The 24,247-nt window shown below is 69.0% G+C and carries 16 protein-coding genes; 10 read left to right on the top strand and 6 right to left on the bottom strand.

What is annotated here, in order from left to right; genetic code table 11:
- Positions 1-103 precede the first annotated feature (103 nt).
- The 3 genes from V5F53_RS03645 to V5F53_RS03635 form a co-directional block, all read right to left on the bottom strand.
- A complete protein-coding gene (locus tag V5F53_RS03645) occupies positions 104-2,287 on the bottom strand; it encodes an O-linked N-acetylglucosamine transferase, SPINDLY family protein (protein ID WP_393997869.1) in 2,184 nt (727 codons plus the stop codon).
- 294 nt (positions 2,288-2,581) lie between these two features.
- The gene (locus V5F53_RS03640; protein WP_393997868.1) at positions 2,582-3,307 is read right to left on the bottom strand and encodes an FkbM family methyltransferase; all 726 of its coding nucleotides are present in this window, start codon (positions 3,305-3,307) and stop codon (positions 2,582-2,584) included.
- On the bottom strand, positions 3,304-4,530 hold the full coding sequence (locus V5F53_RS03635; protein WP_393997890.1) for an FkbM family methyltransferase: 1,227 nt from the start codon (positions 4,528-4,530) through the stop codon (positions 3,304-3,306). Before V5F53_RS03635 ends, V5F53_RS03640 begins: the two co-directional genes overlap by 4 nt.
- Positions 4,531-4,872: 342 nt before the next feature.
- Here V5F53_RS03635 and V5F53_RS03630 point away from each other — a divergent pair, with 342 nt between their 5' ends.
- The 3 genes from V5F53_RS03630 to V5F53_RS03620 all read left to right on the top strand — a co-directional run bounded on the left by V5F53_RS03630 (position 4,873) and on the right by V5F53_RS03620 (position 9,827).
- The gene (locus V5F53_RS03630) at positions 4,873-5,799 is read left to right on the top strand and encodes an NAD-dependent epimerase/dehydratase family protein (RefSeq protein ID WP_393997867.1); all 927 of its coding nucleotides are present in this window, start codon (positions 4,873-4,875) and stop codon (positions 5,797-5,799) included.
- Positions 5,796-6,869 (top strand): radical SAM/SPASM domain-containing protein, encoded by a 1,074-nt coding sequence (locus tag V5F53_RS03625; protein ID WP_393997866.1) that lies wholly within the window; start codon positions 5,796-5,798, stop codon positions 6,867-6,869. Before V5F53_RS03630 ends, V5F53_RS03625 begins: the two co-directional genes overlap by 4 nt.
- 672 nt (positions 6,870-7,541) lie before the next feature.
- Entirely contained in the window at positions 7,542-9,827 is a 2,286-nt protein-coding gene (locus V5F53_RS03620; RefSeq protein WP_393997865.1) for a heavy metal translocating P-type ATPase, read from the top strand.
- Between the two features lie 806 nt (positions 9,828-10,633).
- On the opposite strand, the gene V5F53_RS03615 is transcribed toward V5F53_RS03620, so the two are convergent.
- From V5F53_RS03615 to V5F53_RS03605, 3 genes are read right to left on the bottom strand one after another with little or no spacing between them, the layout of a single operon-like run.
- Positions 10,634-12,265, bottom strand: a complete 1,632-nt coding sequence (locus V5F53_RS03615; RefSeq protein WP_393997864.1) for a KpsE/RkpR family capsule polysaccharide export protein — start codon at positions 12,263-12,265, stop codon at positions 10,634-10,636.
- 18 nt (positions 12,266-12,283) lie between these two features.
- Entirely contained in the window at positions 12,284-13,141 is an 858-nt protein-coding gene (locus V5F53_RS03610; RefSeq protein ID WP_393997863.1) for an ATP-binding cassette domain-containing protein, read from the bottom strand.
- A 56-nt stretch (positions 13,142-13,197) separates the two neighbouring features.
- The gene (locus V5F53_RS03605) at positions 13,198-14,031 is read right to left on the bottom strand and encodes an ABC transporter permease (protein WP_393997862.1); all 834 of its coding nucleotides are present in this window, start codon (positions 14,029-14,031) and stop codon (positions 13,198-13,200) included.
- A gap of 714 nt (positions 14,032-14,745) precedes the next feature.
- On the opposite strand from V5F53_RS03605, the gene V5F53_RS03600 reads away from it, so the two are divergent.
- The 7 genes from V5F53_RS03600 to V5F53_RS03570 all read left to right on the top strand — a co-directional run bounded on the left by V5F53_RS03600 (position 14,746) and on the right by V5F53_RS03570 (position 23,959).
- Complete coding sequence (locus V5F53_RS03600; protein ID WP_393997861.1) at positions 14,746-15,054, top strand: DUF485 domain-containing protein; 309 nt, start codon at positions 14,746-14,748, stop codon at positions 15,052-15,054.
- The gene (locus V5F53_RS03595; protein WP_393997860.1) at positions 15,051-16,781 is read left to right on the top strand and encodes a cation acetate symporter; all 1,731 of its coding nucleotides are present in this window, start codon (positions 15,051-15,053) and stop codon (positions 16,779-16,781) included. The genes V5F53_RS03600 and V5F53_RS03595 overlap by 4 nt, the downstream gene beginning before the upstream one ends.
- A 147-nt stretch (positions 16,782-16,928) precedes the next feature.
- Positions 16,929-18,317, top strand: coding sequence for a putative nucleotidyltransferase substrate binding domain-containing protein (locus V5F53_RS03590; RefSeq protein WP_393997859.1), 1,389 nt, complete (start codon positions 16,929-16,931; stop codon positions 18,315-18,317).
- Positions 18,314-18,610 carry a hypothetical protein gene (locus tag V5F53_RS03585; protein WP_393997858.1) on the top strand — a complete coding sequence of 99 codons (297 nt, stop codon included), beginning with the start codon at positions 18,314-18,316 and terminating at the stop codon, positions 18,608-18,610. Before V5F53_RS03590 ends, V5F53_RS03585 begins: the two co-directional genes overlap by 4 nt.
- Entirely contained in the window at positions 18,607-21,327 is a 2,721-nt protein-coding gene (locus V5F53_RS03580; RefSeq protein WP_393997857.1) for an ATP-binding protein, read from the top strand. The genes V5F53_RS03585 and V5F53_RS03580 overlap by 4 nt, the downstream gene beginning before the upstream one ends.
- The gene (locus V5F53_RS03575) at positions 21,324-21,806 is read left to right on the top strand and encodes a response regulator transcription factor (RefSeq protein ID WP_393997856.1); all 483 of its coding nucleotides are present in this window, start codon (positions 21,324-21,326) and stop codon (positions 21,804-21,806) included. Before V5F53_RS03580 ends, V5F53_RS03575 begins: the two co-directional genes overlap by 4 nt.
- Complete coding sequence (locus V5F53_RS03570) at positions 21,803-23,959, top strand: exonuclease domain-containing protein (RefSeq protein WP_393997855.1); 2,157 nt, start codon at positions 21,803-21,805, stop codon at positions 23,957-23,959. The genes V5F53_RS03575 and V5F53_RS03570 overlap by 4 nt, the downstream gene beginning before the upstream one ends.
- Positions 23,960-24,247 lie beyond the last annotated feature (288 nt).

The following is a 24,247-nucleotide window of genomic DNA, read 5'->3' as shown; positions in this document are numbered from 1 at the left end:
GCGGACGTCCATTCACGGCAAAGCTTGCAGCATAGCCGGCGAAGGAGCTTTGACCAAAATCAAACGCGCCGGCGCCGACCGCGACCGTGCCCCTTGTCGGGGGTCAGATCACGATCGGCTCCGGCGGACGGCCGGCAACACGCAGGGCGTGCATGCGCAGATAGGCCGCCTCGATGCCGCGCGTGTAGGCCGCGGCATCGAACAGCGCGGCGCCGGCGCGCATGCGCAGCAGGCGAGACTTGAGCGTGGCCACTCGCTCCGGGTCGCGGGCCAGGGCCAAAGCGAGCGCCTCATACTCCTCCAGGGAAGAGGTCACCAGTTCCGGCAGCCCGACCGCATGGAGCAGGCTGGCGGCCACCCGCGAGGCGAAGCTCTCGCCTGGAAAGGTCACCACCGGCACGCCCGCCCAGAGGGCGTCGCTGGCGGTGGTGTGGGCGTTGTAGGGCCGGGTGTCGAGGAACAGGTCGGCGTGAACCTGGCGCGCCAGATGATCCTTCACATCGGCCCAGGGCGCGAAGATGAGGCGGTCGGGGTCGACCCCGGCGCTCGCGGCCTCATAGGCAAGGTTGTCGCGCGCGGTGGCGTTGGCCTCGTACAGCCACAGCACCGAGTCGGGCACCTGGTCGAGCAGCCGCATCCAGAGCCGGAACATGTCCGGCGTGATCTTGTAGGTATTGTTGAAGCAGCAGAAAACGATGCCCGTCTCGGGCAGGCCGCAGTCCGCGCGGCTCGGCACCACGTCGGACATGAGACGGCGGCTGTCGTTGGGCTGGTAGGAGCCGGGGAGCTGGACGATCTTCTCATCGTAGTTCGCCGCATCCGCCAGCGGCGTCACGACCCGGTCGCCGATGATGTAGTCGATGAAGCTCGCGCCCATGGAGCCGGGAAAGCCGAGGAAGTTCACCTGCACCGGGGCCGGCCGCATCGCCATCACCTCGGTGCGGCAGTTGGCGGTATAGCCCTTGAGATCCACCAGAATGTCGATGCCGTCATCGTGGATGCGGCGGGCCACGTCCTCGTTGCTCATGCCGGCCACCTCGACGAAATGATCGAACGCGCCGACCACCCGCCGACGCATGTCGGAATTGTCATTCGGGCCATAGGAATAGGCGAAGACCTCGAACTTCTCGCGGTCGTGCCGCTCGAACATCTCCACCGCCAGGAACGCGGTGGCATGGTGGTGGTAATCGCGGGAGAAATAGCCGACACGGATGCGGCGTCCGGGGTTCGCCGGAGGTGCCGGCGGGCACACGTGCTGCGGAAGCACGCGCAGGCTCGCGGCGTAGTTGCGCGCGAAGCGCAGGTGGTCGGCTGGCGTCATATGGCTGGACAGCGGCGAGAACGGGTCGATCCGCAGCCCCGCCATGGCGCCCGTGCGCGTGAGCAGGCGGGCGGTCTCCGCCTCCCGAAGCTCCACCTCGCTCCACTCGCAGACGGCGCGGGCAACCTTGCTGAAGCTGACCCGCACCAAAATATTGTCCGGGGCCAGCGCCATCGCCTTCCGGTAGCAGGCCAGGGCATCCGTGAACTTCCGGATGTCGACATAGATGGTGCCGAGATTGGTCCAGCTGTTCACATCTGCCGGGTCCAGGGCCAGGGCCCGGCGAACCGCGTCCAGCGCCTCGTTGTAGCGCTGCTTGTCGAGCAGCAGGGCGCCGAGGCTGCCGAACAGCGCCGCGTCGGTGGGCCTGAGGCTGGCCGCCGTCTGCAACAGCAGGATCGCCTCGCGGTCGCGAAGCTGGGCATAGGCCTGGCGCGACATCTCCGCCAGCCGCTCCACCGTCAACGCCCCACGCCCCACGGCCTGGCTCCATTCCTCCACCGCGAGCCCCGGGTCGGAGCCGGTGGCGATCAGCGCGCAGCCGAGCGCAAGCGCCGCCTCGCCATTGTCGGGGTCCTCGGCCACCGCGCGGCGCAGCACATCGAGCCGGCCATCGGCGGCGGCCAGCTGGCTGAGCCCCGCCTGGGCGGCGCGGTGCCCGGGCTTGATCGCAAGCGCGCGCTCGAAACTGGCCTGCGCCTCCTCGCGCTCCCCCATCTGCGCCAGCACGTTGCCGAGGCTTCCGGCGATGTCGGCGTCGCCCGGCAGGCTCCTGGCCGCCTCGCGCAAGGCTTTCGCCGCCTCCGGCAGGCGACCGATGCGGCTGAGGCACAGCGCCATCATGTGCTTGGCGTGCGGGTTGTTCGGCTCGCGCTGGAGAACGCCGGCGTAGGCCGCCGCCGCATCGGCGAACTTGCCCGCCTTGTGCAGTTCCGCTGCCTTGAGCGAATCCTGGAGCGTCTTCATCCGCCCCCCCGCCGGCGAACCGAATGCGTCCCCGTGCCCCTTCGCCATTGCCTCGATCTCCCTGCCCCCGGCGCCACCGGCCTTGGAGGGTCCATGTGTTAAGGTCACGCGCGATGCCTGCCCGGCGGCCCGGCCACCGCCAGACGGTTTCAACCCCCCCGCGTGCAGGGGCCGGCGCGCGAAAACCGCAGGGCGGGCTTTTACGAACGACGCGGTTAGCGGTTCGCGTGAAGAAGATGCGTTAAACCCATAATCCAGAGCCTGTGCCGCGCGCCGATGCGAACGGGAAATGCTCTAGAGCTTCGCGGCGTGGATGTCGAACCACCGTGTGGGCGGCGCGATGGGCGCACCGGAAGCGTCGCGCACGGTGGAAAGGTAAAGCGCCTCGAACGCCTCGCGCTCCAGCCAGGAGTCGGGCAGCGCCTCGCCGAACGGCCCGGCGGAGAGGGGCGGGAAGCTGTAGGGCAGATCGGGATCGCTCATCTGCGGCACCTCCGACCGGTCCACGAGCTGGAAACCGTTGTAGCCGGCGGCCGCGAGCGCGGCCACATGATCCAGGCCGGAGCGGCCGTCCTCCACGCTCAGATAGAGCGGCTTGATCAGCTGGCCGGTCAGTTGGTCGATCACGATCCTGTCCACGCCCGCGACGTCGATCTTGAGGTAGAGCGGCGTGCCGAAGCGGTCGAACAGATCGCCGAGGGTGAGCGCCTCGACCTCGATGGCGCGGGTCGCCGCCCCCTCCCGGCCGGCCAAGGCGCGCACGACACTGCTCCAGTGGTCATTGACCGCGTTGACGTGGAAGGTCACGGAACCGGCCTTCGACCAGACCGCCGCCTCGACGACGGACAGCCGTCCGGCGGCGATGGCGCCGGCGAAGCGGGTGCGCGCCGCCTGCGCCAGCAGCGGATTCGCTTCCAGCGCCACCACCTCGAACCCCTTGGCGAGGTAATAGGCGGTGTCGTCGCCACTGTTCATGCCGAGGTCCATGATGAACCGGCTGGAATCGGCAAAGACCGTCATCGGGCGACGCGCTCCGTGGGGATGGCATAGAGAACCGCGCCGGTGCCGCACCAGCCGTGGGTGCGCATCAGCACGGAATAATCGGGCAGCTCGCTCATCAGCCATGCCGGCGTCTCGATGAGGCCGGCGGCGTCGTGATAGACGGTGGCGGCGATGATCGGCCGATGGCGCAGCAGGGTCTGACGGGCGCCGGCCAGCGCATCGCGCTCGCCGCCCTCCAGGTGCAGCTTCACGAAGCTCGGGTCGAGGGTCAGCGCGTCCAGCGGCACGCTGGCCCGCAGCGTGCGTCCGGTGGGCGCGATCTGCGAGGCATAGCCCAGCCCCTCATGGAAGCGCACGGCCTCCGCGCGCGCGCCCAGCACCGCGTCGAGCACCTGGATGCGGGCCCGCAGGTCGAGGTCGAGCCCCCCCACATAGGCGTTCAGCACGGCGCGGCTTTCGGCATCCGGCTCCACCGCCCACACCGTGGAGATGGCGCCACGGGTGATCTCCAGAAGCCGCGCCACCACCGTGCCATGGTGCGCGCCGGCATCGAGGAAGCGCTCGGCGTGCCCGAGCGCGCGGGAGACCTCGGGAATGAAGAAGCGGGTGGCCGGCTCCACCGGGGCGCCGGAGAACTCCCATTCCTGGCGCGCCAGCCGCCAGGCCGCGAAACGCAGGTAATGGGCCCGCGACTGCGCATCGGCGAATCCCGCCAGCACCCGGCCCGCGGCCTCCAGAGCGTCGGCGCCGAGGGGCGCGGCAAACCAGCCGTTGCCGAGCGGATGCTGGTCACGGAAGGCTTCGGTCACGTCATAGACCGGCACGCAATGGGCCCAGCCGGCCTGGTTCAGCGCGGCCTCGAGGGGGGCATAGGGCAAGGTGACGATGGCCACCGCGCAGAGCGCCTGCGCCCGCACCGCCTCGGGCACAGCCTCGGGCGCCAGAACCGGAACGCCGGCCCAGGCGGGATCGGCGGCGCAGGCCGCTGCATTGCGGTCGATCACCCCGGCCACCGGCTGGCCCACCGCCGCAAGATGAGCGTAGGCCAGCTTGCCAAGGCTGCCGGCGCCATAGAGCCACAACGGCCGGCGGCCGGGAACCACCGGCGCGCCCGCCGGCGCGCGGGCATTCGCCTCGCTCAACAGCGCCACCGCGGTGGCGCGGTCCGGCAAGCCGTGGAAACGGCGGGCGACATGGGCATCGGAAACGAGCCTGAGATGGGGTGCCGTGGGACGGCGCATCAAGTCCGACCCCGGTCTTGAGCAGGCGCAGGCGCGGCGTCTGGCATCTCTCACTCACATCGAAGGGCAGCGCCGCGCGGGCAGCGCGGCCGTTCGGGGGCGCACCATGAACCGGGAGGCTGTCGCCGGCCTTGTGTCCTCCGCGCGTCCACCGCCGTCTCCGCGCCGTGCGGAGTCAGCCCCGCACCATCCGCGCTGCCCATAACACCAAAGCCCCGTGAGCTTGACTCACGGGGCTTTGGTCAAGCCTGCGCGGCGCTTGAGCGGACCCATTTGGCACCGGTCGAAGACCAGGGCCGATGGTATAAGGACGCGCGAACCGACCCTGCGGGATGCTGTCCCATGTCCACACCCCGACCCCCCCTCACGCCGCCTGCCCCGTCTGCCGAGCCGCACGGAGGCGCGCCTGCCGGCCCGGCCCGGACGGTGGTTCTCACCGGCGCCACCGGCTTCGTCGGGCGGCAGATCCACGCGGCGCTCGCCGCGCGCGGCCACACCGTGCGGGCGGTGCTGCGGACCGGAACCGCCAGCCGCCTTGCCGCCCCGGCGCAGGTGATCGAGACCGACGACCTGTTCGCGCGCGACGCCGCCTTCTGGACCGAGGCCGCCGCCGGAGCCGACACCCTGGTGCACGCCGCCTGGGAGGCGACGCCCGGCCAGTACCTGGCCTCCCCGCTCAATCTGGATTGCGTGCGCGGCAGCCTCGCCTTGGCCCGCGGCGCCGCCGAGGCGGGTATCGGGCATGTCATCGGCATCGGCACCTGCTTCGAATACGCACTGCCCTCGGCGCATCTCGACGTGACGGCACCGCTCGGCCCGACCTCCCTCTATGCCACCGCCAAGCTCGGCCTCTACCACACCCTGGCCGCTTTCTTCGCCGGCACCGGGACGCCTTTTTCCTGGGCGCGCCTGTTCTATCTGTATGGAGAGGGCGAACATCCCAGCCGCCTGGTGGCGCACATCCGCGCGCGCCTCGCCGCCGGCGAGGTGGCCCAGCTCTCGGCGGGAACCCAGGTGCGCGACTTCCTGGACGTGCGCGAGGCCGGCGCCATGGTGGCCCGGATCGTCGACACACGACAGCTTGGCGCAATCAACATCTGCTCAGGTGTTCCGGTCACGGTTCGGCAGCTGGCCGAGCGTACGGCGGACGCGCTCGGGCGCCGCGACCTGCTGTCTTTCGGGAGCGCGCCACCGCGCCCCGGCGATCCGGCGGTGGTCGTGGGCGTGTGCAATCTGGAGCGGGCTGAGAGTGAGGGGCCGGAACGATGAAGGCTGAGATCAAGCCGCGTATCAATCTCGATGGTCGCACCCGGCTCGAGACGGTGATTCCGCTCGCGACGCCGTTCATCGTGTTCGTCGACCCGGCCAGCTCCTGCAACTTCCAATGCACCTTCTGCCCCACCGGCCATCGCGACATGATTCGCGACACCGGCCGCTTCCAGGGGGCGATGAAGTTCGAGGTCTTCACCAAGATCGTCGACGACCTCGGCGCGTTCGATCAACCCATCAAGGTGCTGCGCCTCTACAAGGACGGCGAGCCGTTCCTCAACAAGCGCTTCGCAGATATGGTCGCCTATGCCAAGAAAAGCGGCCATGTCGACTATATCGACACCACCACCAACGGCACCTTCATTTCGCCGGAACGGCTGGGCCCGGTGCTGGAAGCCGGGCTCGACAAGATCAACATTTCTGTCGATGGCATGACGCGGGAGCAATACCAACGCTTCACCGGTTTCGACTTTGATTTCGACGGCTTCGTCCGCAACGTCAAGTGGCTGTATGAAAACCGCGGCCAGTGCGAGGTGGTGGTGAAGATTCCCGGCGAGCTTATCACCGAGCCGCAGCGCCAGGAGTTCTACGACACCTTCGGCGACCATTGCGACCGCATCTTCATCGAGAACTTTGCCCCCTGCTGGCCCGAGTTCGACATCGAGGCCCATACCGGGGTGCAGATCACCGAGGGCATCTATAAGCAGCCCATCGGCGCGACCGAGACCTGCCCCTATATCTTCTACGGCTACTCGGTGAACGCGGACGGACTGGTGAGTTCCTGCTTCCTCGACTGGGGCCGCAAGCTCGTCATCGGCGACGTGCGCACCCAGTCCATGAAGGACATCTGGAACGCGCCGCTGATGAACGCCCTGCGCCTTCAGCACCTGGAGGGCAAGCGCCGGGAAAACGCGGTGTGTGGCGGCTGTGGCCAGCTCTCCCACTGCCTGCCGGACAACATCGACCCTTACCGGGAAGAATTGCTCGCCCGCTTCAAGGCGCAGGTGCCGCTCGATCCGGCGGTCTCGGCCCCCGGCGGGGCGCGGCCGCTGCCCACCGCCGCCGAGTGACGCATCCGAGCCGGCCAAGACCACACGCCGGAAACGCCGCGCCCCAGAAAAGCGGGCGCTCGCCTTCCCCCTTCGCACCTGGCCCCGGTCCCTTGGACGCGGCCCGGCGCCGGTGGCGGCTTATACCAAAGGCCCGTGAGCTTGACACAAGGGCCTTTGGTATAAGCCCGCGCGGCGCTTGGGCGGACCCCCTTGGCACCGCTCGAAGACCGGGGTCGATGGTATTACGTGCCCTCCCCTTCGAGGTCGAGCCGGTCCACGGAACGTTGTCGCGTGCCCGTCCCAACCTCCACCCGCGCCACCTGCGGCGGGGAATGAAGGCCGTAGGCTGAACCCATGCCCGGCGAACGAGCATCGCGCCGGCGGTGCGCCCGCGACCGGGCAGAGCGCGACGGCCCCATGGGCGGCACACACATCCTCGCTCCAGCTTCTGGCGCCCGCTGGCGAACGGACGGCCGGGCGCGAAGCGACGACGCGCCTGCCCCCACTCCATGACCATCGCCCGGCGGGGAACGGACCGGAACAGCGAAGCCGAGGCCGCGACGGTGGTCATCAGGCCTTGAAATCCCCGACCGGCCGGCCGAGAGCCCCGCTCAAGCGCCGCGCTTTGCTGTAAGATCGGGCGACGGATCGCCACGGAGCCAGCAGAAAGGCGATGACATGGGCCGTGTGATGAACGCGCGTCGTCTGCGCCAGATCCTCGCGGGCTTTGCGCTGGTGGCGCTGGCGGGCGGCGTTCTCGCTTGGTCCCTGGGCGCCGCTACCCTAGCCGGGCGGCTGTGGATGGCCGGCACGGTCCCGGTGATCGGCTGGCTCGCGGTGGCGATCCTGCGGGACCTGCTGGCGGGGCGGCTGGGGGTGGATGCCGTGGCCCTGCTGTCCATGACCGGCGCGCTGGCGCTCGGCGAGGGGCTGGCCGGGGCGGTGGTCGCGGTCATGTATTCCGGCGGAAACCTGCTTGAAGACTTCGCCATCGCCCGGGCGGAAAGGGACCTTCGGGCATTGGTCGACCGCGCGCCGCGGATCGCGCACCGCAAGAGCGGGGCGGACATCGAGGACATCCCGGTGGAGGACGTGGCGGTCGCGGATGTGCTCGTGGTGCGCGCCGGCGAGGTCATTCCGGTCGATGGCCTGGTGCTCGGGACACGGGCGGTGATCGACGAGGCCGCCCTCACTGGCGAGCCGCTTCCCGTCGTGAAGGCGGGCGGCGCCCCGGTGTTCAGCGGCACCCTCAATGCCGGCGAGACCTTCGAGCTGCGGACCACTGCGGCCGCCGGGGACAGCACCTACGCCGGCATCGTGCGCATGGTGACGGATGCCCGCACCGCCAGGGCTCCGTTCATCCGGCTCGCCGACCGTTATGCCCTGCTGTTGCTGCCGGCGACACTCATCCTTGCCGGCGGTGCCTGGTGGCTGTCCGGCGACGAGATCCGCGCCCTGGCGGTGCTGGTCGCCTCCACGCCCTGCCCGCTGATCCTGGCGGCCCCGGTCGCCTTCATCGCCGGCGTCTCCCACGCCGCGCGGCTGGGCATCCTGGTCAAGGGCGGCAGCGCCATGGAAGCCTTGGCGCGCACGCACACGGTGATGTTCGACAAGACCGGAACCCTCACCGTAGGCGGTGCCCGGCTGGTGGCCGTGGAGACCGCTCCAGGCGTGGCGCCCGATACGGTGCTGCGCCTCGCCGCCTCGCTGGAGCAGGCCTCCCACCACGTGGTCGCCGACGCCATTGTCGGCGCCGCCCATGCGCGCGGGCTGGAGCTGGAACTCCCCGAGGACGCGCGCGAGGCGCCCGGGTCCGGCCTTGAGGGCCGGGTCGGCGGCCAGAGGGTGCAGGCCGGCTCCTACGATCTGGTCTGCGGGCGGCTCCAGCCCGCGCCCTGGACGGTGCGCGCCTTGCGCCGGGCGGCATGGCGATCCGCGCTGAGCGTCTTCGTCGCCGTCGACGGCGAGCTGAAGGGCGCCATTCTGCTGGCCGATGAGTTGCGGCGGGAAACGCCCCGCGCCGTCCAGTCCCTGCGCGCGGCAGGCGTGCAGCGGATCGTCATGCTGACCGGCGATAACGCAGCGGTAGCCGAGACCATCGGCGCCGCGCTGGATCTCGACAGCGTTCTCGCCAACCGCAGCCCGGCCGACAAGCTGGAGGCGGTCATCGTGGAGCAGCGTCTCGCGCCGACGCTGATGGTGGGCGACGGCATCAACGACGCGCCGGCGCTGGCGGCGGCCGACGTCGGCATCGCCATGGGCGCGCACGGCGCCACCGCCTCTTCGGAAGCGGCGGACGTGGTCATTCTCGTGGACCAGCTCGACCGGGTCTCCGACGCGGTGGCGATCGCCCGGCGCACCCGGCGCATCGCCTTGCAGAGCATCGGCGTGGGCATGGGCCTGTCGGGTCTCGCCATGGTGGCGGCGGCGCTCGGCTGGCTGGCGCCAGTGGCCGGAGCGCTGACCCAGGAGGCGATCGACGTCGCCGTCATCCTCAACGCGCTGCGCGCGCTGTCCTCGGGCCGGGGCTTCCGCCATGGCGGCGGGCTGCAGCGCTCCGCCGTCATTGCCCTCCAGCAGGACCACCTGCGATTGGAGGCCACCCTGGACCGGATGCGCGAAATCGCCGACGGGCTGGACGACGCGACCGGCGCGGACGCCCTCGCCCTCATCCGCGAGGCGAGCCAGCTGGTGACGACGAAGATCGTCACGCACGAGCGGGGGGATGAAACCACCCTCTTTCCCAGGCTCCGCGCGGCCCGGCACGATGACGCCGGGCTGGCGGCCATGAGCCGCGCCCATCGCGAGATCCTCCATCTTGCACGCCTGCTGGAGCATCTCGCCGCCGGCCTGACGCAGGCGGAGACGGACCGCTACCTGATCCGCGACGCCCAGCGCATGATCGAGGCCATCGAAGCCCTCGCGCGGATGCACAATGCGCAGGAGGAGGACATCTACGAGCACGCCGCCGCCTGAACCCGCGCCTGATCCCGAGCCCACCGCCGCGCGGGAGGCCGCTCCGGCATCGCGCCCGCCGCTCTGCCGCGAGAACCCGCATGGCAGATCAAGTTAAGCCGCCACCCTCCGCGGGCATGCTACAGAGCCAACCCGACCCAGCGTTCAAATGCCGAGGGCAAGCCCACATTCGGTCCCAGCCCTTCCGGGACGACAGAATCACGGCTTTCCGAACGAGCGCCGGCTCCCGACATCACGCCGCAGCACGACAGGCAGGCCGAAGTGGCCATCCGCGGCCCGCGGAGCAAGGATTAAAGCCGCGCCCTGAAGTGCCCGTGCCAACGCACAGACAGTCCCTTGGAACCCCGCTCGACGCCCAAGCCGGAGACGGACGCAGGGCCAAAGTGGACGCAGGGCCAAAGTGGATGCAGGGCCAAAGTGGATGCAGGGCCAAAGTGGATGCAGGGCCAAAGTGGACGCAGGGCCAAAGTGGATGCAGGGCCAAAGCGGATGCAGGGCCAAAGCGGACGCAGGGCCAAAGCGGACGCAAGGCCAAAGAGAATGCAGCGCCGAAGCGGATGCTGGATAACGCCCGGCGCTCCCGGCACCCTCTACCGCGGTGCGACCGCGCCCTTCCAAACGTCTGCCCGGCCCGATCCCGCACCCACAGCACCTCACACCGTGCGAGCCCAGGGCGGCGGAAACCGGAGGACATCCCGGCCCCGCCCTTCCAGAAACCGAACCGCTGCCCCGAGATGAGCGCCCGCGATCAGCCGGAATTCCTTACCTGAGGGTGGAGGCGGCCCCCCAAGGGCCCGCCATCCCGTTCAGACGCTGTGATCACGAATGGAGGCGAGGATCAGCCGCGCGATCAGCCACGCGAGGAAGGTGACTCCCACCACACAGAGCAGGATGAAAAAGCGCTTCGGAATGGTCGATTCCAGCGGAGGTGTCGGGGAGACGACATTCACCACGTAGAGCTTCTGATGCTCAGACTGCAGCAGCGCGCTCTGCAACATGGCGGCAGCCGAATTATACTTCTGCTGCGCAAGCTGCACATCGATGTTCAGCAGCTTGAACTTGCCGATAAGCGGCGCCAGCGCGTCGGTGCGGCCGGTGAGGCGGTTCTGCTCGGTGCGGATCTGCGTTTCGAGCGAACCCAGCATGTTGCGGATTTCCACCGCGCGTGGCGAATCGGGCGCCGAGGTGCTGGTGAGGGCCCCAAGCTCCGCCCGCTTCACCGCCACCTGCTCGCGCAGCGACGAAATGATGTTGGTATAGCTCTCCGCCTCGCCGGCGGGATCCAGCATGCCGTTCTTGATCTGCAGGTCAGTGAGCGCCAGCATCGAGCCACGCAGGCCGTCCTCCGCCTCGGTCATCTGCACCTGGGCGAGCTTGATCATGTCGGTTCGGGCGCGCTCGTTGAACTGGTTCACGAGCCGCTCGCTGATCCGCGCCAGCTCCTTCGCCATCGCGAACGACGTCTCGGGATCATAGGCGTCCGTCGTCAGGGTGATCTGCCCTTCGATATCCGAATAGGACACCGAGATGTGGTTCAAGTAGTTCTTGTAGCGCGCCTCGTAATTGGCCGTGGGCGACATCCGGTGGAACCAGTCGATGTTCCCGGTCATGAAGCGCTCGCTGAGCTTCATGCTGCGCTCGAGCTCGTTGAAAGCCTCTCGCGAGCGGATGAAGTTCACCACCGCGAAGGATTCGTCGATGGCGCGCTCCGCATACCCCTGCCCTGTGCTGCCGAGCGAGGCCGCCATCCCCGCCATGGAGGCGCCGCCCATGGCGACATTGTTGCTCGGATTGCGGATCGACAGCACCGTATCGACCTGATAGCCGTCCGGAGCGATCAAATAGAGGTAGCCGGCCGCCGCAATGATAGGCAGTGCAAGAAACAGGCGGTTGAACGTCTTGATGTTCGACTGCCAGAACTCGCGAACGACGATCCGCTGCATCAGCGGCTGCGGCTTTTCTTCCTGAACGACGTCGTCGCCCGGCGCCTTGAGCCAGTTGAAAATGGACTTGACCTGCCCGCCCCGGCGCCACGGTGCCTTGCGAGCCGGTTCCGGCTCGGCGGCGGGGGCGGGAAAAGCGTCCTGCTGACGCGCCTCAGGCGCGCCGTCCGCCCCCCCGCCAAGGCCGAAAACCTCCTCGCCCTCGCGCGGGTCGGCCGGCGCGGCGTGCCCGGGATTGAGCGCCGCGGAGCGGCGCAGGCGTAACACCGCCGGCGTCTCAGCCGGGGCGGCGCCGGTCAATGGCAGCACCGCGGCAGGCCGACGCCGACGCAGATTGGCCGCTGCCTCCGCGCCTGCCGCCTCCGGCTGCACCTGCGGCAGGGCCGCGGCCCGGCGCCGACGCAGGCTCACGGGGCTCTCGTCACGGGCGCCGTCCAGGTCAGCCGGATCAACCGGGGTCGCCGAACGCTGGCGCGCATTCACGGGGCTGTTCAAGCTGAACCTCTCTGCGCTTCAAAGCTCATCATCACCCTCTTCACCCTTCGGATCAAGCTGTCGATTCAGCGCGGCGCCCTTGAAGATTCTGTAGGCATCGAGGCGGTTTTCATAGGTCTTTATGATACCATCTTCCAAGATGTACAGATCATCGCAGAGATCGCGAATCGCACCCGCATTCTTCGTGACAATGATGAGACTGTGTGTTTTCTGCCGTTCCTGGTACAATGCCTTGATATACTCGCGAAACGTCTTTGACCCCCCGCACAGATTATCGTCAGCCACATAGCAATCGAAGTCGAGCGCATAGCACAGGCTGGTCGATGCGCGGATCATGAAGTCAGGCGCCAACTTGTTGATCGGCGTATCGAGATCTTGCCCGCGGATCTTTCCGATTTCCTTAACCGCGTCGATCATCTCGGGCGCCCAGGCGCCATAAAGGGCACTCAGCAGGCGAACGTTGCCCCGAATAGTCATTTCCTTGCGGAAGATGTCGCGGGCGCTCATCGGCCAGGATACCCGCATGCCATGCACCACCTGCCCCTGGTCCGGCCGCGTGTTGCCGGTCAGAAGGTGGACCAGGGTGGATTTTCCGGCCCCCGCGGCCCCCAGGACACCGATGGTGCGTCCCCGCGGGAAGATGGCATCGACGCCGGTCAGGACCTGCGTCTCCTTCGGCCGGCGCCCCAGCGCCTTCCTCACGCCCCGCAGCTCGATGGCGCCTTCGCCGCGCAGATGGTCACGCCCCTCGCGCCGCAGCGCGACCACCGATGAAACCTCAGCCCCGGCGCCGTCCTCGCGCGGCCCCTCGGCGGGGCGCGCCAAGGCTTGGCGACGGCGGGGCAGGGCATGCCACAAGGCTTTCAGCATCGGCATTCAAGCACCTCCCGCCCCCGGATTCCCCCACGGCGCCGGTGCGGCGCCGGCCATGGTCACGCCATTTCTCCGTCGAAGGCGTCATCGTCGGCGGCCTGGCGCTGCACCGCATTCTCCGCCCGCTTGCGCGTCACCCGCTCCAGCATCAAGCCGAGCGCCAGAGACACCGCCACCGTGGTCAGCACGAACGACCAATCCCCAACCGGCGTGACATAGCTGCCGAAGTATGCGGAGCGCATCAACTCCATGAAATGGAAGATCGGATTGTAGATGATCAGCCAGCGCAGCATGTACGGCGCCTCGGCCCAGATGAACATGACGCCGCTGACCCACATCAGCATCATCATCATGCCCTGTACCACGAGCCGCATGAACGGCATGTAGAGGAACAGGGCGCCGAAACACAGCCCCAGGGAAATACCCCAGATGCCCATGAGCACCATGATCAAAAATACCTCTCCCGGATTGCTCATGAATGGGGAGAGATCAAGAAAATACAGCGTCAGAAAGATCGGAAATCCTAGAAAGATATAGAAAATCACATTGAGAATGCCGCGCGCGGCCAGGACATCGAGCGCCGTCACGCGCGGATTGTTCCGGAAGCCCGCCTTCGCGGTCTTGAAGGAGGAGACACGAAACAGCGTGGTCCGGAACATCCAGAACAGCACCAGGCCCGACAGCACGAACGGAAACACCGGCATGCCATGGTGCGTCGGCGCTCCGGACATGAGGCGCAGCACCAGCATGCTGCCGGCGACCACGCCCAGGCTGAAAATCTCCTCGACGATGCCGAGCGAACGCTTGGAGACGCGGGCGGAATATTCCGCCATCAGCATCGCCATCAGGCTGCGCCCCTGGTTCTTCAGCGCCGATGTGAACACATCGTTCATGCCCGTCCCGCTCCCGCCGCGTCCCGTGTGTGCCTCCACGCGCCATCCCTCGGTGATGCTTCGATCCCGGCCGGCGCGCGTCCCGCGCATCCGCCCTTTCCTAGCCAAAGATGGTTAACAACATGGCCGGCCGGCACAATGGGGCCGCGAATGTGGCGGGAAGATGCCGCGCCGGCCCCGGCAGGTGCACACCCACCAATGCCGCTCCGCCGTGCCGCCGCCAGCGTCGGACCTAAGTATGAGTCGCCTCCGGCGCCGTCGTCGCTTAGATTTCCGCCATTAGCTGTCGGCGTACTGAGAATCGCCCGATGGCTCCGGCTACCGCTTGCCGCGTGTGGTACGGGGTCACGTCAAAGCGACCGGTGCGTCAAGAGCTTGAAGACATTCCGCTGTCCGGCATGGGGAGGATGCCGAGTCGCGGAACGATAACTCACGCGAAAAATATCGGCTCCGCCCGAATCATGTCCGTGCGCCCTGCGCGCGTGCCTGGCTTGATGTGCGAGCCGCAAGGACCCGCAACCAGACTACGGCATTCGGCCAGGTGGTTCGTGCCGCCTTGCCCGCATGCCGGAGATCACGCGCCTCACGTCTGCGATGGCTGACCGCCACCGCCGACGCATTGAGAGTGCGCGTCTCGCCACCGGGCCGCCCTGCGCGCCCGACCCAGAAGAACAAGGCCCGCGGAATAGCCCGCGGGTTGGAGAGGAGCTTCCCATGGACAATTCTCTGGCCGCGCGCCTCGCGGCCAACCCGGACTACCAACGCCTGAAATCGACGCGCGCGAAGTTTGGCTGGCTGCTGACCCTGGCCATGCTCGTGGTCTACTACGGCTTCATCATCCTCATCGCCTTCAAGAAGGACGTGCTCGCCGCGAAGATCGGCAGCGGCGTCATGACCTGGGGCATTCCGATCGGCTTCGGAGTGATCGTGTTCACCATCCTCATCACCGCCATCTACGTGCGCCGCGCCAACGGCGAATTCGATGCCCTGTCCGAGAAGATCAAGGCGGAGGTGCTGAAGTGACCCGCGCGCGCAGCCTTCTGACCCACGCCGCGAGCGTGGCCACCCTCGCCCTCCTGTCGGCCCCCGCCTTCGCCGCCGGCGGCGATCTCGGCGCCGCCGAAAAACAGGCCACCAACTGGACCGCGATCATCATGTTCGCGGTGTTCGTGGTGGGCACCTTGTTCATCACCAAGTGGGCCGCCTCCAAGACCAAGTCCGCGGCGGACTTCTACACCGCCGGCGGCGGCATCTCCGGCTTCCAGAACGGCCTCGCCATCGCCGGCGACTACATGTCGGCGGCCTCCTTCCTCGGCATCTCCGCCGCGGTGATGATCTCCGGCTTCGACGGCCTGATCTACTCGATCGGCTTCCTCGTGGGCTGGCCCATCCTCACCTTCCTGATGGCCGAACGCCTGCGCAACCTCGGCAAGTTCACCTTCGCCGACGTGGCGGCCTTCCGCTTCGCCCAGACCCCGGTGCGCGTGTTCGCCGCCTCCGGCACCCTGGTGGTGGTGGCCTTCTACCTCATCGCCCAGATGGTAGGCGCCGGCCAGCTCATCAAGCTGCTGTTTGGCCTCGACTACTGGATCGCGGTGGTGATCGTCGGCGCCCTCATGATGGTCTACGTGCTGTTTGGCGGCATGACGGCCACCACCTGGGTGCAGATCATCAAGGCGTGCCTGCTGCTCGGCGGCGCCACCTTCATGGCGTTCATGGTGCTGCTGGCCTACGGCTTCAGCCCTGAAGCCATGTTCGCGGCCGCGGTGGGCGTGAAGACCCAGATCGCCGCCGCCAAGCCCGGCGTCACCCCCGAGGCCGCGGCCGCCGCCGGCCAGGCCATCATGGGTCCCGGCACCTTCATCAAGGACCCGATCTCGGCGATCTCGTTCGGCATGGCGCTCATGTTCGGCACCGCCGGCCTGCCGCACATCCTGATGCGCTTCTTCACGGTGCCCAGCGCCAAGGAAGCCCGCAAGTCCGTGATGTGGGCCACCGGCTGGATCGGCTACTTCTACCTGCTCACCTTCATCATCGGCTTCGGCGCCATCACCTTCGTGCTGACCAACCCCGAGTTCCTGGACGCCAAGGGCGGCCTGATCGGCGGCAACAACATGGCGGCGGTGCACCTGGCGCATGCGGTCGGCGGCAACGTGTTCCTGGGCTTCATCTCGGCGGTGGCGTTCGCGACCATCCTCGCAGTGGTGGCCGGCCTCACGCTCTCGGGTGCCTCGGCGGTGTCGCACGACCTGTACTCGACCGTGCTGAAGGGCGGCAAGGCGGACAGCGCCTCCGAGCTGAAGGTCTCGCGCATCACCACGCTCTGCCTCGGCGTGATCGCGGTGCTGCTGGGCATCGCCTTCGAGAAGCAGAACATCGCCTTCATGGTGTCCCTGGCGTTCGCGGTGGCGGCCTCGGCCAACTTCCCGGTGCTGTTCATGTCGGTGCTGTGGAAGGATTGCACCACCAAGGGCGCGGTGATCGGCGGGTTCCTGGGCCTTGCGTCCTCGGTGATCCTCACCATCCTGTCCCCCTCGGTGTGGGAAGCCACCCTCGGCAACCCGGCCGGCTCGGCGCCGTTCCCCTACACCTCGCCGGCCCTGTTCTCCATGACGCTCGGCTTCGCCGGCATCTGGCTCTTCTCCATCACCGACAAGAGCAAGCGGGCGAGCATCGATCGCGCGGGCTTCCCGGCGCAGGAAGTGCGCTCGGAGACCGGCATCGGCGCGGCGGAAGCCTCGGCGCACTGAGCCCGGGCCATGTCGCAGCCGGGCTCCATCTCGGCTGGGGGACCGGTGCCCCCAGACCTCCCCGTCGGGACACCGGCACCCCAGGACCCGCCCGATCAAGGGCGGGTCCGCTCCCGGCGCCGCGAGCGCCGGGAGTTCGTTTCCGTCATGGCCTCGCGCGTGCGCGATGCCTATGTGCGCAAGCCCTTCTTCGTGGACGGCGGCACCGACCTCGTCAGCGTCTGCCGGGCGCTTTCTCAGCGCGCCTTGACAGACGCCCTGGTGCGGGACGGCGACCGGGTCGGCGTCTTCACCACCACCAACCTGCGCGACGCGCTGCTGCGCGACACCCCGCCCCACCTGCTGCCGGTGCGCGAGGTCGCCACCTTCGAGCCGTGGAGCGTGTCCATCGACGATGAGCTCTATGGCGCCATGCTGCTCATGCTGCGCCACCGCATCCACCGGGTGGTGGTGCGCGAGGGCGACGACATCGTCGGCCTGCTCAGCCAGATCGACCTGATGGCCTTCGTGGCCAGCCATTCCCACCTCATCGCCCTTGAAATCGCCGAGGCCGCCGATGCCGACGAACTGCGCGCCGCCGCCGCCCAGATCGACGACCTCATCGCCGGCCTGCAGGACGACGGCGTGCGGGTGGAGGTGATCGGCGACCTGGTGGGCGAACTGAACCGCCGCCTGTTCCAGCGCCTGTGGGAGCTGCTGGCGCCGCCGGAGCTGCGCGAGAACTCCTGCCTGCTGGTGATGGGCAGCGAGGGGCGCGGCGAGCAGCTCATCAAGACCGACCAGGACAACGCCCTGATCCTCGCCGACGGCTTCGCCTTCGAGGGGCTGGAGGCGATCACCGCCGCCTTCACCGCCACCCTCATCAGCTTCGGCTACCCGCCCTGCCCCGGCGGCATCATGCTGAGCCGCCCGCTCTGGTGCCAGGAGCTGTCCGCCTTCAAGGACACGTTGAAGCGCTGGCTGTTCGCGGCCGAGGCGGACGGGCCCATGAACCTCGCCATCTTCCTCGACGCCTCGGTGGCGGCGGGGAACCCGGCCCTGCTGGCGCAGGCCCGCGCCCATCTCGACCAGCTGCTGCAGGACGATGCCGCCTATTTCGCCCGCTTCGCCCGCGCGGTGGAGCAATTCGCCGACAATACCTCCTGGTGGTCGCGCCTGCCGGGCCTGCGCGGGCGGGGAGCGGCCGAGATCGACCTGAAGAAGCTCGGCATCTTCCCCATCGTCCACGGCGTGCGCGCGCTTGCGCTCGAATACCGGGTGAAGCCGCTCTCCACGGTGGCGCGCATCAAGGCGCTGGTGGCCGAAGGCCGGCTCGACCCCGCCCTCGGCCGCGACCTGGCGGACGCGCTCCATTGCCTGATGGGCCTCAAACTGTCCAACAACCTGCGCCAGCTCGAGGCCGGCCGGCAGCCGGGCAACAAGGTGCCCCTGGGTGAACTCGGCACCCTGGACAAGCAGGCTCTGAAGGATTCCCTGTCGATCGTGCGCGGCTTCAAGCAATGGCTTGGCCGGCACTACAGGTTCGACCTGCTGTGACCACGGACGGCGACGGAGCACAGGACCGGGGCCAGGACGGCGAGGACCGCCCCTCCCCTACCCGCGCACGCTCCGGCGCCGGGGGCGGCCCGCGCACCGCGGTGCTGCTGGCGCTGTTCGCGGCGGGGCTGGCGCTGTTCAATTTTCCGCTGCTGGCGGTGTGGAACGTGCCGGCCACGGTTCTCGGCCTGCCGCTGCTGCCGGTGGCGCTGTTCACGGTCTGGGCGCTGCTGATCGCGCTGCTCGCCCGCGCCTGCGAGGGCCGGCGCGGGCGGACGGACGGACCGCCATGATCTCGGCGCCCCTCGTCCTGGCCGTCTCCATCGGCTATCTGGCGCTGCTGTTCACCATCGCCGCGGCGGCCGACAGCGCGGCGGCGCGCGGGCGCTCGATGATTTCCAGCGCCACCGTCTATGCGCTATCGCTGGCGGTCTATTGCACCGCCTGGACCTATTTCGGCAGCGTCGGGCGGGCGGCGGCGGGGGGCATCTGGTTTCTGCCCATCTATCTCGGGCCGATGCTCGCCATGTGTCTGGCCTGGGTGGTGGTGCGCAAGATGATCCGCATCGCCCACGCCTATCGCATCACCTCCATCGCCGACTTCATTGCCAGCCGCTATGGCAAGAGCCCGCTGCTGGCGGCGCTGGTGACGCTCATCACCGTGGTCGGCATCGTCCCCTACATCGCCTTGCAATTGAAGGCGGTGTCCGCCGGCTACCAGATCCTCACCGACGCCGGCGGGACCGCGGGCGCCGCCGGCCTGCCGTGGTGGCGCGACGGCACGCTGCTGGTGACGCTGGCCCTTGCCCTGTTCACCATCCTGTTCGGCACCCGCCACCTCGACAGCTCCGAGCGGCACGAGGGCATGGTGGCGGCCATCGCCTTCGAATCGGTGGTGAAGCTGGTGGCGTTCCTGGCGGTGGGCCTGTTCGTGACCTACGGCCTGTTCGGCGGCATGGCCGACATCTGGGCGCGGGCGCAGGCCTTTCCCGAGCTGGCCTCGCTGTTCAGCCCCACCGCCGGGCATCCGTTCGATTACACCCAGTGGCTGGCGCTCACCCTGCTGTCGCTGCTGTCGGTGCTGCTGCTGCCGCGCCAGTTCCAGATGATGGTGGTGGAGTGCACCGACGAGCGCCACCTGACCCGCGCCGCCTGGGTGTTTCCCGCCTACCTGCTCGCCATCAACGTGTTCGTGCTGCCCATCGCCCTTGGCGGGCTGGTGCTGTTCGGACCCGGCCGTATGGACGCCGACACCTTCATCCTGTCGCTGCCGCTCGCCCATGGCACGCCGGCGCTGGCGCTGTTCGCCTATGTGGGCGGGCTCTCGGCCGCCACCGGCATGCTGATCGTCGAGACCATCGCCGTCTCCACCATGGTGTGCAACGATCTGGTGATGCCGGCCCTGCTGCGGCGGCCGGGCTTCGCGGCGCGCTCTGGCGGCGATCTCACCGGGCTGCTGCTGAACATCCGCCGCGCGGCCATCGTCGGCGTGCTGCTGCTCGGCTATCTCTACTTCCAGGTTGCGGGGGAGGCCTATGCCCTGGTCTCCATCGGCCTCATCAGCTTCGCGGCGGTGGCGCAGTTCGCCCCGGCGCTGCTGGGCGGCATGTACTGGCGCGGCGCCACCCGCGCCGGGGCCCTGGGCGGCCTCGTCGGCGGCTTCCTGCTGTGGACCTATACGCTGATGCTGCCCTCGGTGGCGAAATCCGGCTGGATCAGCGATGCGTTCGTGCGCGACGGCCCGTTCGGCATCGCCCTGCTGGCGCCCGAGCGCCTGTTCGGCCTCACCGGGCTCGACCCCCTCACCCATGCCCTGTTCTGGAGCCTGCTCGTCAATGTGGGCCTGTACGTGGGCCTGTCGCTGCGGCGGGCCCCGTCCGGCCGCGAGGCGAGCCAGGCGCTGCTGTTCGTGGATGCGTTCGCGCGCACCCACGATGCGGCGGCGCCGGTGTTCTGGCGCGGGGCGGCGCGGCGCGACGACCTCCTGGCCCTGGCGAGCCGCCTGCTCGGGGCCGAGCGCGCCCGCGCCGTGTTCGAGGCCCACGGGCGGGACATGGGCGTCGCCGACATTCAGGCCCTGACCGCCGACGCCCGGCTGGTGGACCGGGTCGAGCGCGCCCTGGCCGGCGCCGTGGGCAGCGCCTCGGCACGGGTGCTGGTGGCCTCCGTGGTGGACGAGGAGCCGCTGGACTTGGACGATGTGTTGCGGATTCTCGATGAGGCCTCGCAGCTGCGCATCTATGCCCGGAAGCTCGAGACGGCGAGCGCCGAGCTGAAGGCCGCCAACGCCCAGTTGAAGACCCTGGACCAGTTGAAGGACGATTTCGTTTCGTCCGTCACCCACGAGTTGAGGACCCCGCTCACCTCCATCCGCGCCTTCTCCGAGCTGATGCTGGACGCCCCCGACATGGACGAGGCGCAGCGCGAGGAGTTCTTGCGCATCATCATCGCCGAAAGCGAGCGGCTGGGCCGGCTGGTCAACCAGGTGCTCGACCTCGCCAAGATCGAATCGGGCCTCGCCGACTGGCACACCGAGGACGTGGACCTGCGGCGGCTGGTGGCGGACGCGATCAAGGCCACTTCGGAGCTGTTCCGCGCCCGGGGCGCGCGGGTCGAGGCCCATCTGCCGGCATCGGCGCCCACGGTACGCGCCGATGCCGACCGGCTGACCCAGGTGCTGATGAATCTCCTCTCCAACGCCGCGAAATTCGTGCCCGCCGCGCATGGACAGGTGGACGTCACCCTGCGACAGGCCGACGATGGCTTGGTGGTGGAGGTCAAAGACAACGGGCCGGGGGTGCCAAGGGCCGAGCAAGGCACCATATTCGAGAAGTTCCGCCAAGGCGGGGATGCCCTGTCGCGGCCGCAGGGCACCGGCCTGGGGCTTCCGATCAGCCGCCAGATCGTGGATCATTTCGGCGGGAGCATGTGGCTGGTGTCAGAACCGGGCGGCGGCGCGACTTTCGCGTTCAGACTGCCCCTCCAGCCGGAAGGAGGAAGAACGCCATGACCGAGATCGCAACCACCGGGATCGCACCCGAAAACGCCGCGACGGAGCACGCCACCGCGACCACGCCGGAGACCCACGGCGCGGCCCCCCGTGTCGCCGCGGGCGAAAAGGTGCTGATCGCCGATGACGAGCCCAACATCGTCGTCTCCCTGGAATTCATGATGAAGCGCGAGGGCTTCCAGGTGCTGGTGGCGCGCGACGGGCTGAAGGCGCTGGAGACCATCCGCCGCGAGCACCCCCGCCTGGTGCTGCTGGACGCCACCATGCCCGGCATGACCGGCTTCGACGTGTGCGAGGCCGTGCGCTCCGACGATGGCACGCGCAACACCCGCATCGTCATGCTCACCGCCAAGGGCCGCGAGACCGACAAGGCGCGCGGGGTCGGCGCCGGGGCCGATGCCTATGTCACCAAGCCCTTCTCCACCCGCGAGCTGGTGCAGACGGTGAAGGACATGATGGCCAGGGACGCCGCCGAATGACGTTCGACCGGTCGCAGGTGGCCGCCATGCTGGCGCCGGGGGTGGCGCTGGCGCTGTGGATGGCGCTGGGCGCCGCAGGCTTCTATGCGAGCCTCGACCCGCCGGCCGCCGCCGCCCTGTCCGCCGCGCTCGGCCCGCTGGTCGAGACCCACGGCATGCTCGTGGTGTTCTGGTGGCTGGTGGCGGCCGCCGGCGCGGCCTGGGGCGTGCAGAAGCTGCATGCGCGGTTTGTTTCGGCGCCGGCGCGCCTGGCCGAGGGCGCGCGGGTGCTGGTGGGCGATGCCGATGCGCCGCCGGTGGCGGCGGCCGGCGGGCGCACCCTGCGGGCCCTGGCCGATGCCCTCAACGCGCTGGCCCGGGAACGGCTCGCCCTGCGCCAGGACATGGCGCGGCTGGTGGAACAGGCCAGCCATGCCGTGGCCCAGCAGCGCGACCAGCTCGGTGCCCTGGTGGCGGAGCTTCAGCAAAGCGTGGTGGTGTGCAATCTCGACGGCCGCATCCTGCTCTACAACGCCCGCGCCCGGGCGCTGTGCCGGCGCATCTCGCGGGCGCCGGGCGGGGCCGGCGGCGCCGAGCTGATCGGCCTTGGCCGCTCCATCCACGGGGTGGTTGACGCCGCCCTCATCGCCCATGCCCGGGAGGGCGTGGAACGGCGTATCGTGAAGGGAGAGCCGGCGCCGGCCGCCCACTTCGTCACCCACACGCCGTCCGGCCACCTGCTGCGCGTCAGTCTCGCCCCCGTGCGCGGCGCCGCGGCGGGCTCCCCCGTGAGCGGGTTCGTGCTGCTGCTCGACGACATCACCGACGATTACGAGGCCGAAGCCCGGCAGGACCGGCAGTGGCTCGCGCTTACCGAGGCCAGCCGCGCCACCGTCGGCAACATCCAAGCCGCGCTCGACATGCTGGACTATCCGGACCTCGAGCCCGCCGAGCGCGAGCGGTTCCAGCAGGTGGTGCGCGAGGAAGTCGCCGGCATGGGCGCGCGCATCACCGCCCTGGCCGCGGACGCCGCAGCCGACATCCGCACCCGCTGGCCGCTGCAGGACATGGCCGGCACCGACCTCGCCGCCGCCGCCGCCCACCGTATCCTGGAGGACACGGGGCAGGAGGTGCGGATCGACGCCGTCGATCCCGAGCTGTGGCTGAGCGTGGACAGCTTCGCCCTCATCGCCGCCCTCGCCTTCCTGGCGCGCCGCGCTGCGGAGGGGCGCGAGGCGCCGGGCCTGGAACTGCGCCTGTCGCGGGTGGACGGGCGCGCCCACCTGGATCTCGCCTTTACCGGCGGCGCCGCCATTGCTGCCGGCTGGCAATCCTGCCCCATGGAAGGCGGCAGCGGCGGCGGCTCGCCGCTCAGCGTCCGCGACGTGGCCGAGCGCCACGGCGGCGAGGTGTGGCTGGAGCACGCGCGCGCAGGCACGCCGCCGCGCGCCCTGTTCCGCTTCCTGCTGCCGCTGGCGGCAGCCGTAGAGGCCCGCACGCAACCGGGGGAAAGCCGGCCCGAATTCTACGATTTCGCCCTGTTCGCCGCCAGCGACGGCCACCACGAGCGCGACCACCGCCCGCTGGAGGACCTGAGCTTCACCGTGTTCGACACCGAGACCACCGGGCTTGACCCGGCGGGGGGCGACGAAATCATCCAGATCGGCGCCACCCGCATCGTCAACGGCAAGCTGCTGCGCGCCGAGTGCCTGGACCAGCTGGTGGACCCGCGCCGCTCCATTCCGGAGGCCGGCATCGCCATCCATGGCATCCGCCCCGCCATGGTGCGTGGCCAGCCGACCATCGCCGAGGCTCTGCCGGCCTTCCATGCCTTCGTCTCGGACACAGTGCTGGTGGGGCACAATGTGGCGTTCGACCTGCGCTTCCTCAAGCTGAAGGAAGCCAGCACCGGCGTGCGCTTCGAACAGCCGGTGCTGGACACGCTGCTGCTCGCTTCCATCGTGCATCCGAATGCAGAGGCGCAGAGCCTGGAGGCCATCGCGGCACGGCTGGGGGTGACGGTCTCTGGCCGCCATACCGCGCTCGGCGACGCGCTGGTGTGCGCGGAGGTGTTCCTGAAGCTGCTGCCGCTGCTGCGCCAGCAGGGCATCCGCACCCTCGGCGAGGCCCGCGCCGCATCGGAAGACTCCTACTACGCCCGCCTGCGCTATTGAAGCCAGCGGCGGACGTTCGCACCACGATGCCGGCCGCGCCCGGCCCGTGATCACGGCCGGTGCCACGGTCGCCGCGCCGATGCTGCCGAACCGGATGGACCGGATGGACCGCCAGACGAAAGCATCCACCGGGACCCGTTCCGGTCCCGGTGGATGCTTTCGTCTAGAGCATTTTCCGCTCGCCTTGGCTCACGGAAATCACTCTAGAACTTTGTATTGACGCGTTTTCTTCACGCGAACCGGTATCCACTTCGCTCGAAAACGCTCTAGGGACGCTCCGGGCGGCGG

Origin of the sequence: Xanthobacter cornucopiae, assembly GCF_043195065.2 — a bacterium.
Classification (GTDB): domain Bacteria; phylum Pseudomonadota; class Alphaproteobacteria; order Rhizobiales; family Xanthobacteraceae; genus Xanthobacter.
This window is presented reverse-complemented; position numbering and strand designations above follow the sequence as displayed.

Bases quoted from the DNA above. Each gene is read 5' to 3' on its own strand.
- V5F53_RS03625 (WP_393997866.1), top strand. From the start codon at position 5,796: ATGAAGGCTGAGATCAAGCCGCGTATCAATCTCGATGGTCGCACCCGG.
- V5F53_RS03640 (WP_393997868.1), bottom strand. From the start codon at position 3,307: ATGACGGTCTTTGCCGATTCCAGCCGGTTCATCATGGACCTCGGCATG.
- V5F53_RS03575 (WP_393997856.1), top strand. From the start codon at position 21,324: ATGACCGAGATCGCAACCACCGGGATCGCACCCGAAAACGCCGCGACG.
- V5F53_RS03610 (WP_393997863.1), bottom strand. From the start codon at position 13,141: ATGCCGATGCTGAAAGCCTTGTGGCATGCCCTGCCCCGCCGTCGCCAA.
- V5F53_RS03630 (WP_393997867.1), top strand. From the start codon at position 4,873: ATGTCCACACCCCGACCCCCCCTCACGCCGCCTGCCCCGTCTGCCGAG.
- V5F53_RS03620 (WP_393997865.1), top strand. From the start codon at position 7,542: ATGAACGCGCGTCGTCTGCGCCAGATCCTCGCGGGCTTTGCGCTGGTG.
- V5F53_RS03590 (WP_393997859.1), top strand. From the start codon at position 16,929: ATGGCCTCGCGCGTGCGCGATGCCTATGTGCGCAAGCCCTTCTTCGTG.
- V5F53_RS03645 (WP_393997869.1), bottom strand. From the start codon at position 2,287: ATGAAGACGCTCCAGGATTCGCTCAAGGCAGCGGAACTGCACAAGGCG.
- V5F53_RS03580 (WP_393997857.1), top strand. From the start codon at position 18,607: ATGATCTCGGCGCCCCTCGTCCTGGCCGTCTCCATCGGCTATCTGGCG.
- V5F53_RS03605 (WP_393997862.1), bottom strand. From the start codon at position 14,031: ATGAACGATGTGTTCACATCGGCGCTGAAGAACCAGGGGCGCAGCCTG.
- V5F53_RS03570 (WP_393997855.1), top strand. From the start codon at position 21,803: ATGACGTTCGACCGGTCGCAGGTGGCCGCCATGCTGGCGCCGGGGGTG.
- V5F53_RS03635 (WP_393997890.1), bottom strand. From the start codon at position 4,530: ATGCGCCGTCCCACGGCACCCCATCTCAGGCTCGTTTCCGATGCCCAT.
- V5F53_RS03600 (WP_393997861.1), top strand. From the start codon at position 14,746: ATGGACAATTCTCTGGCCGCGCGCCTCGCGGCCAACCCGGACTACCAA.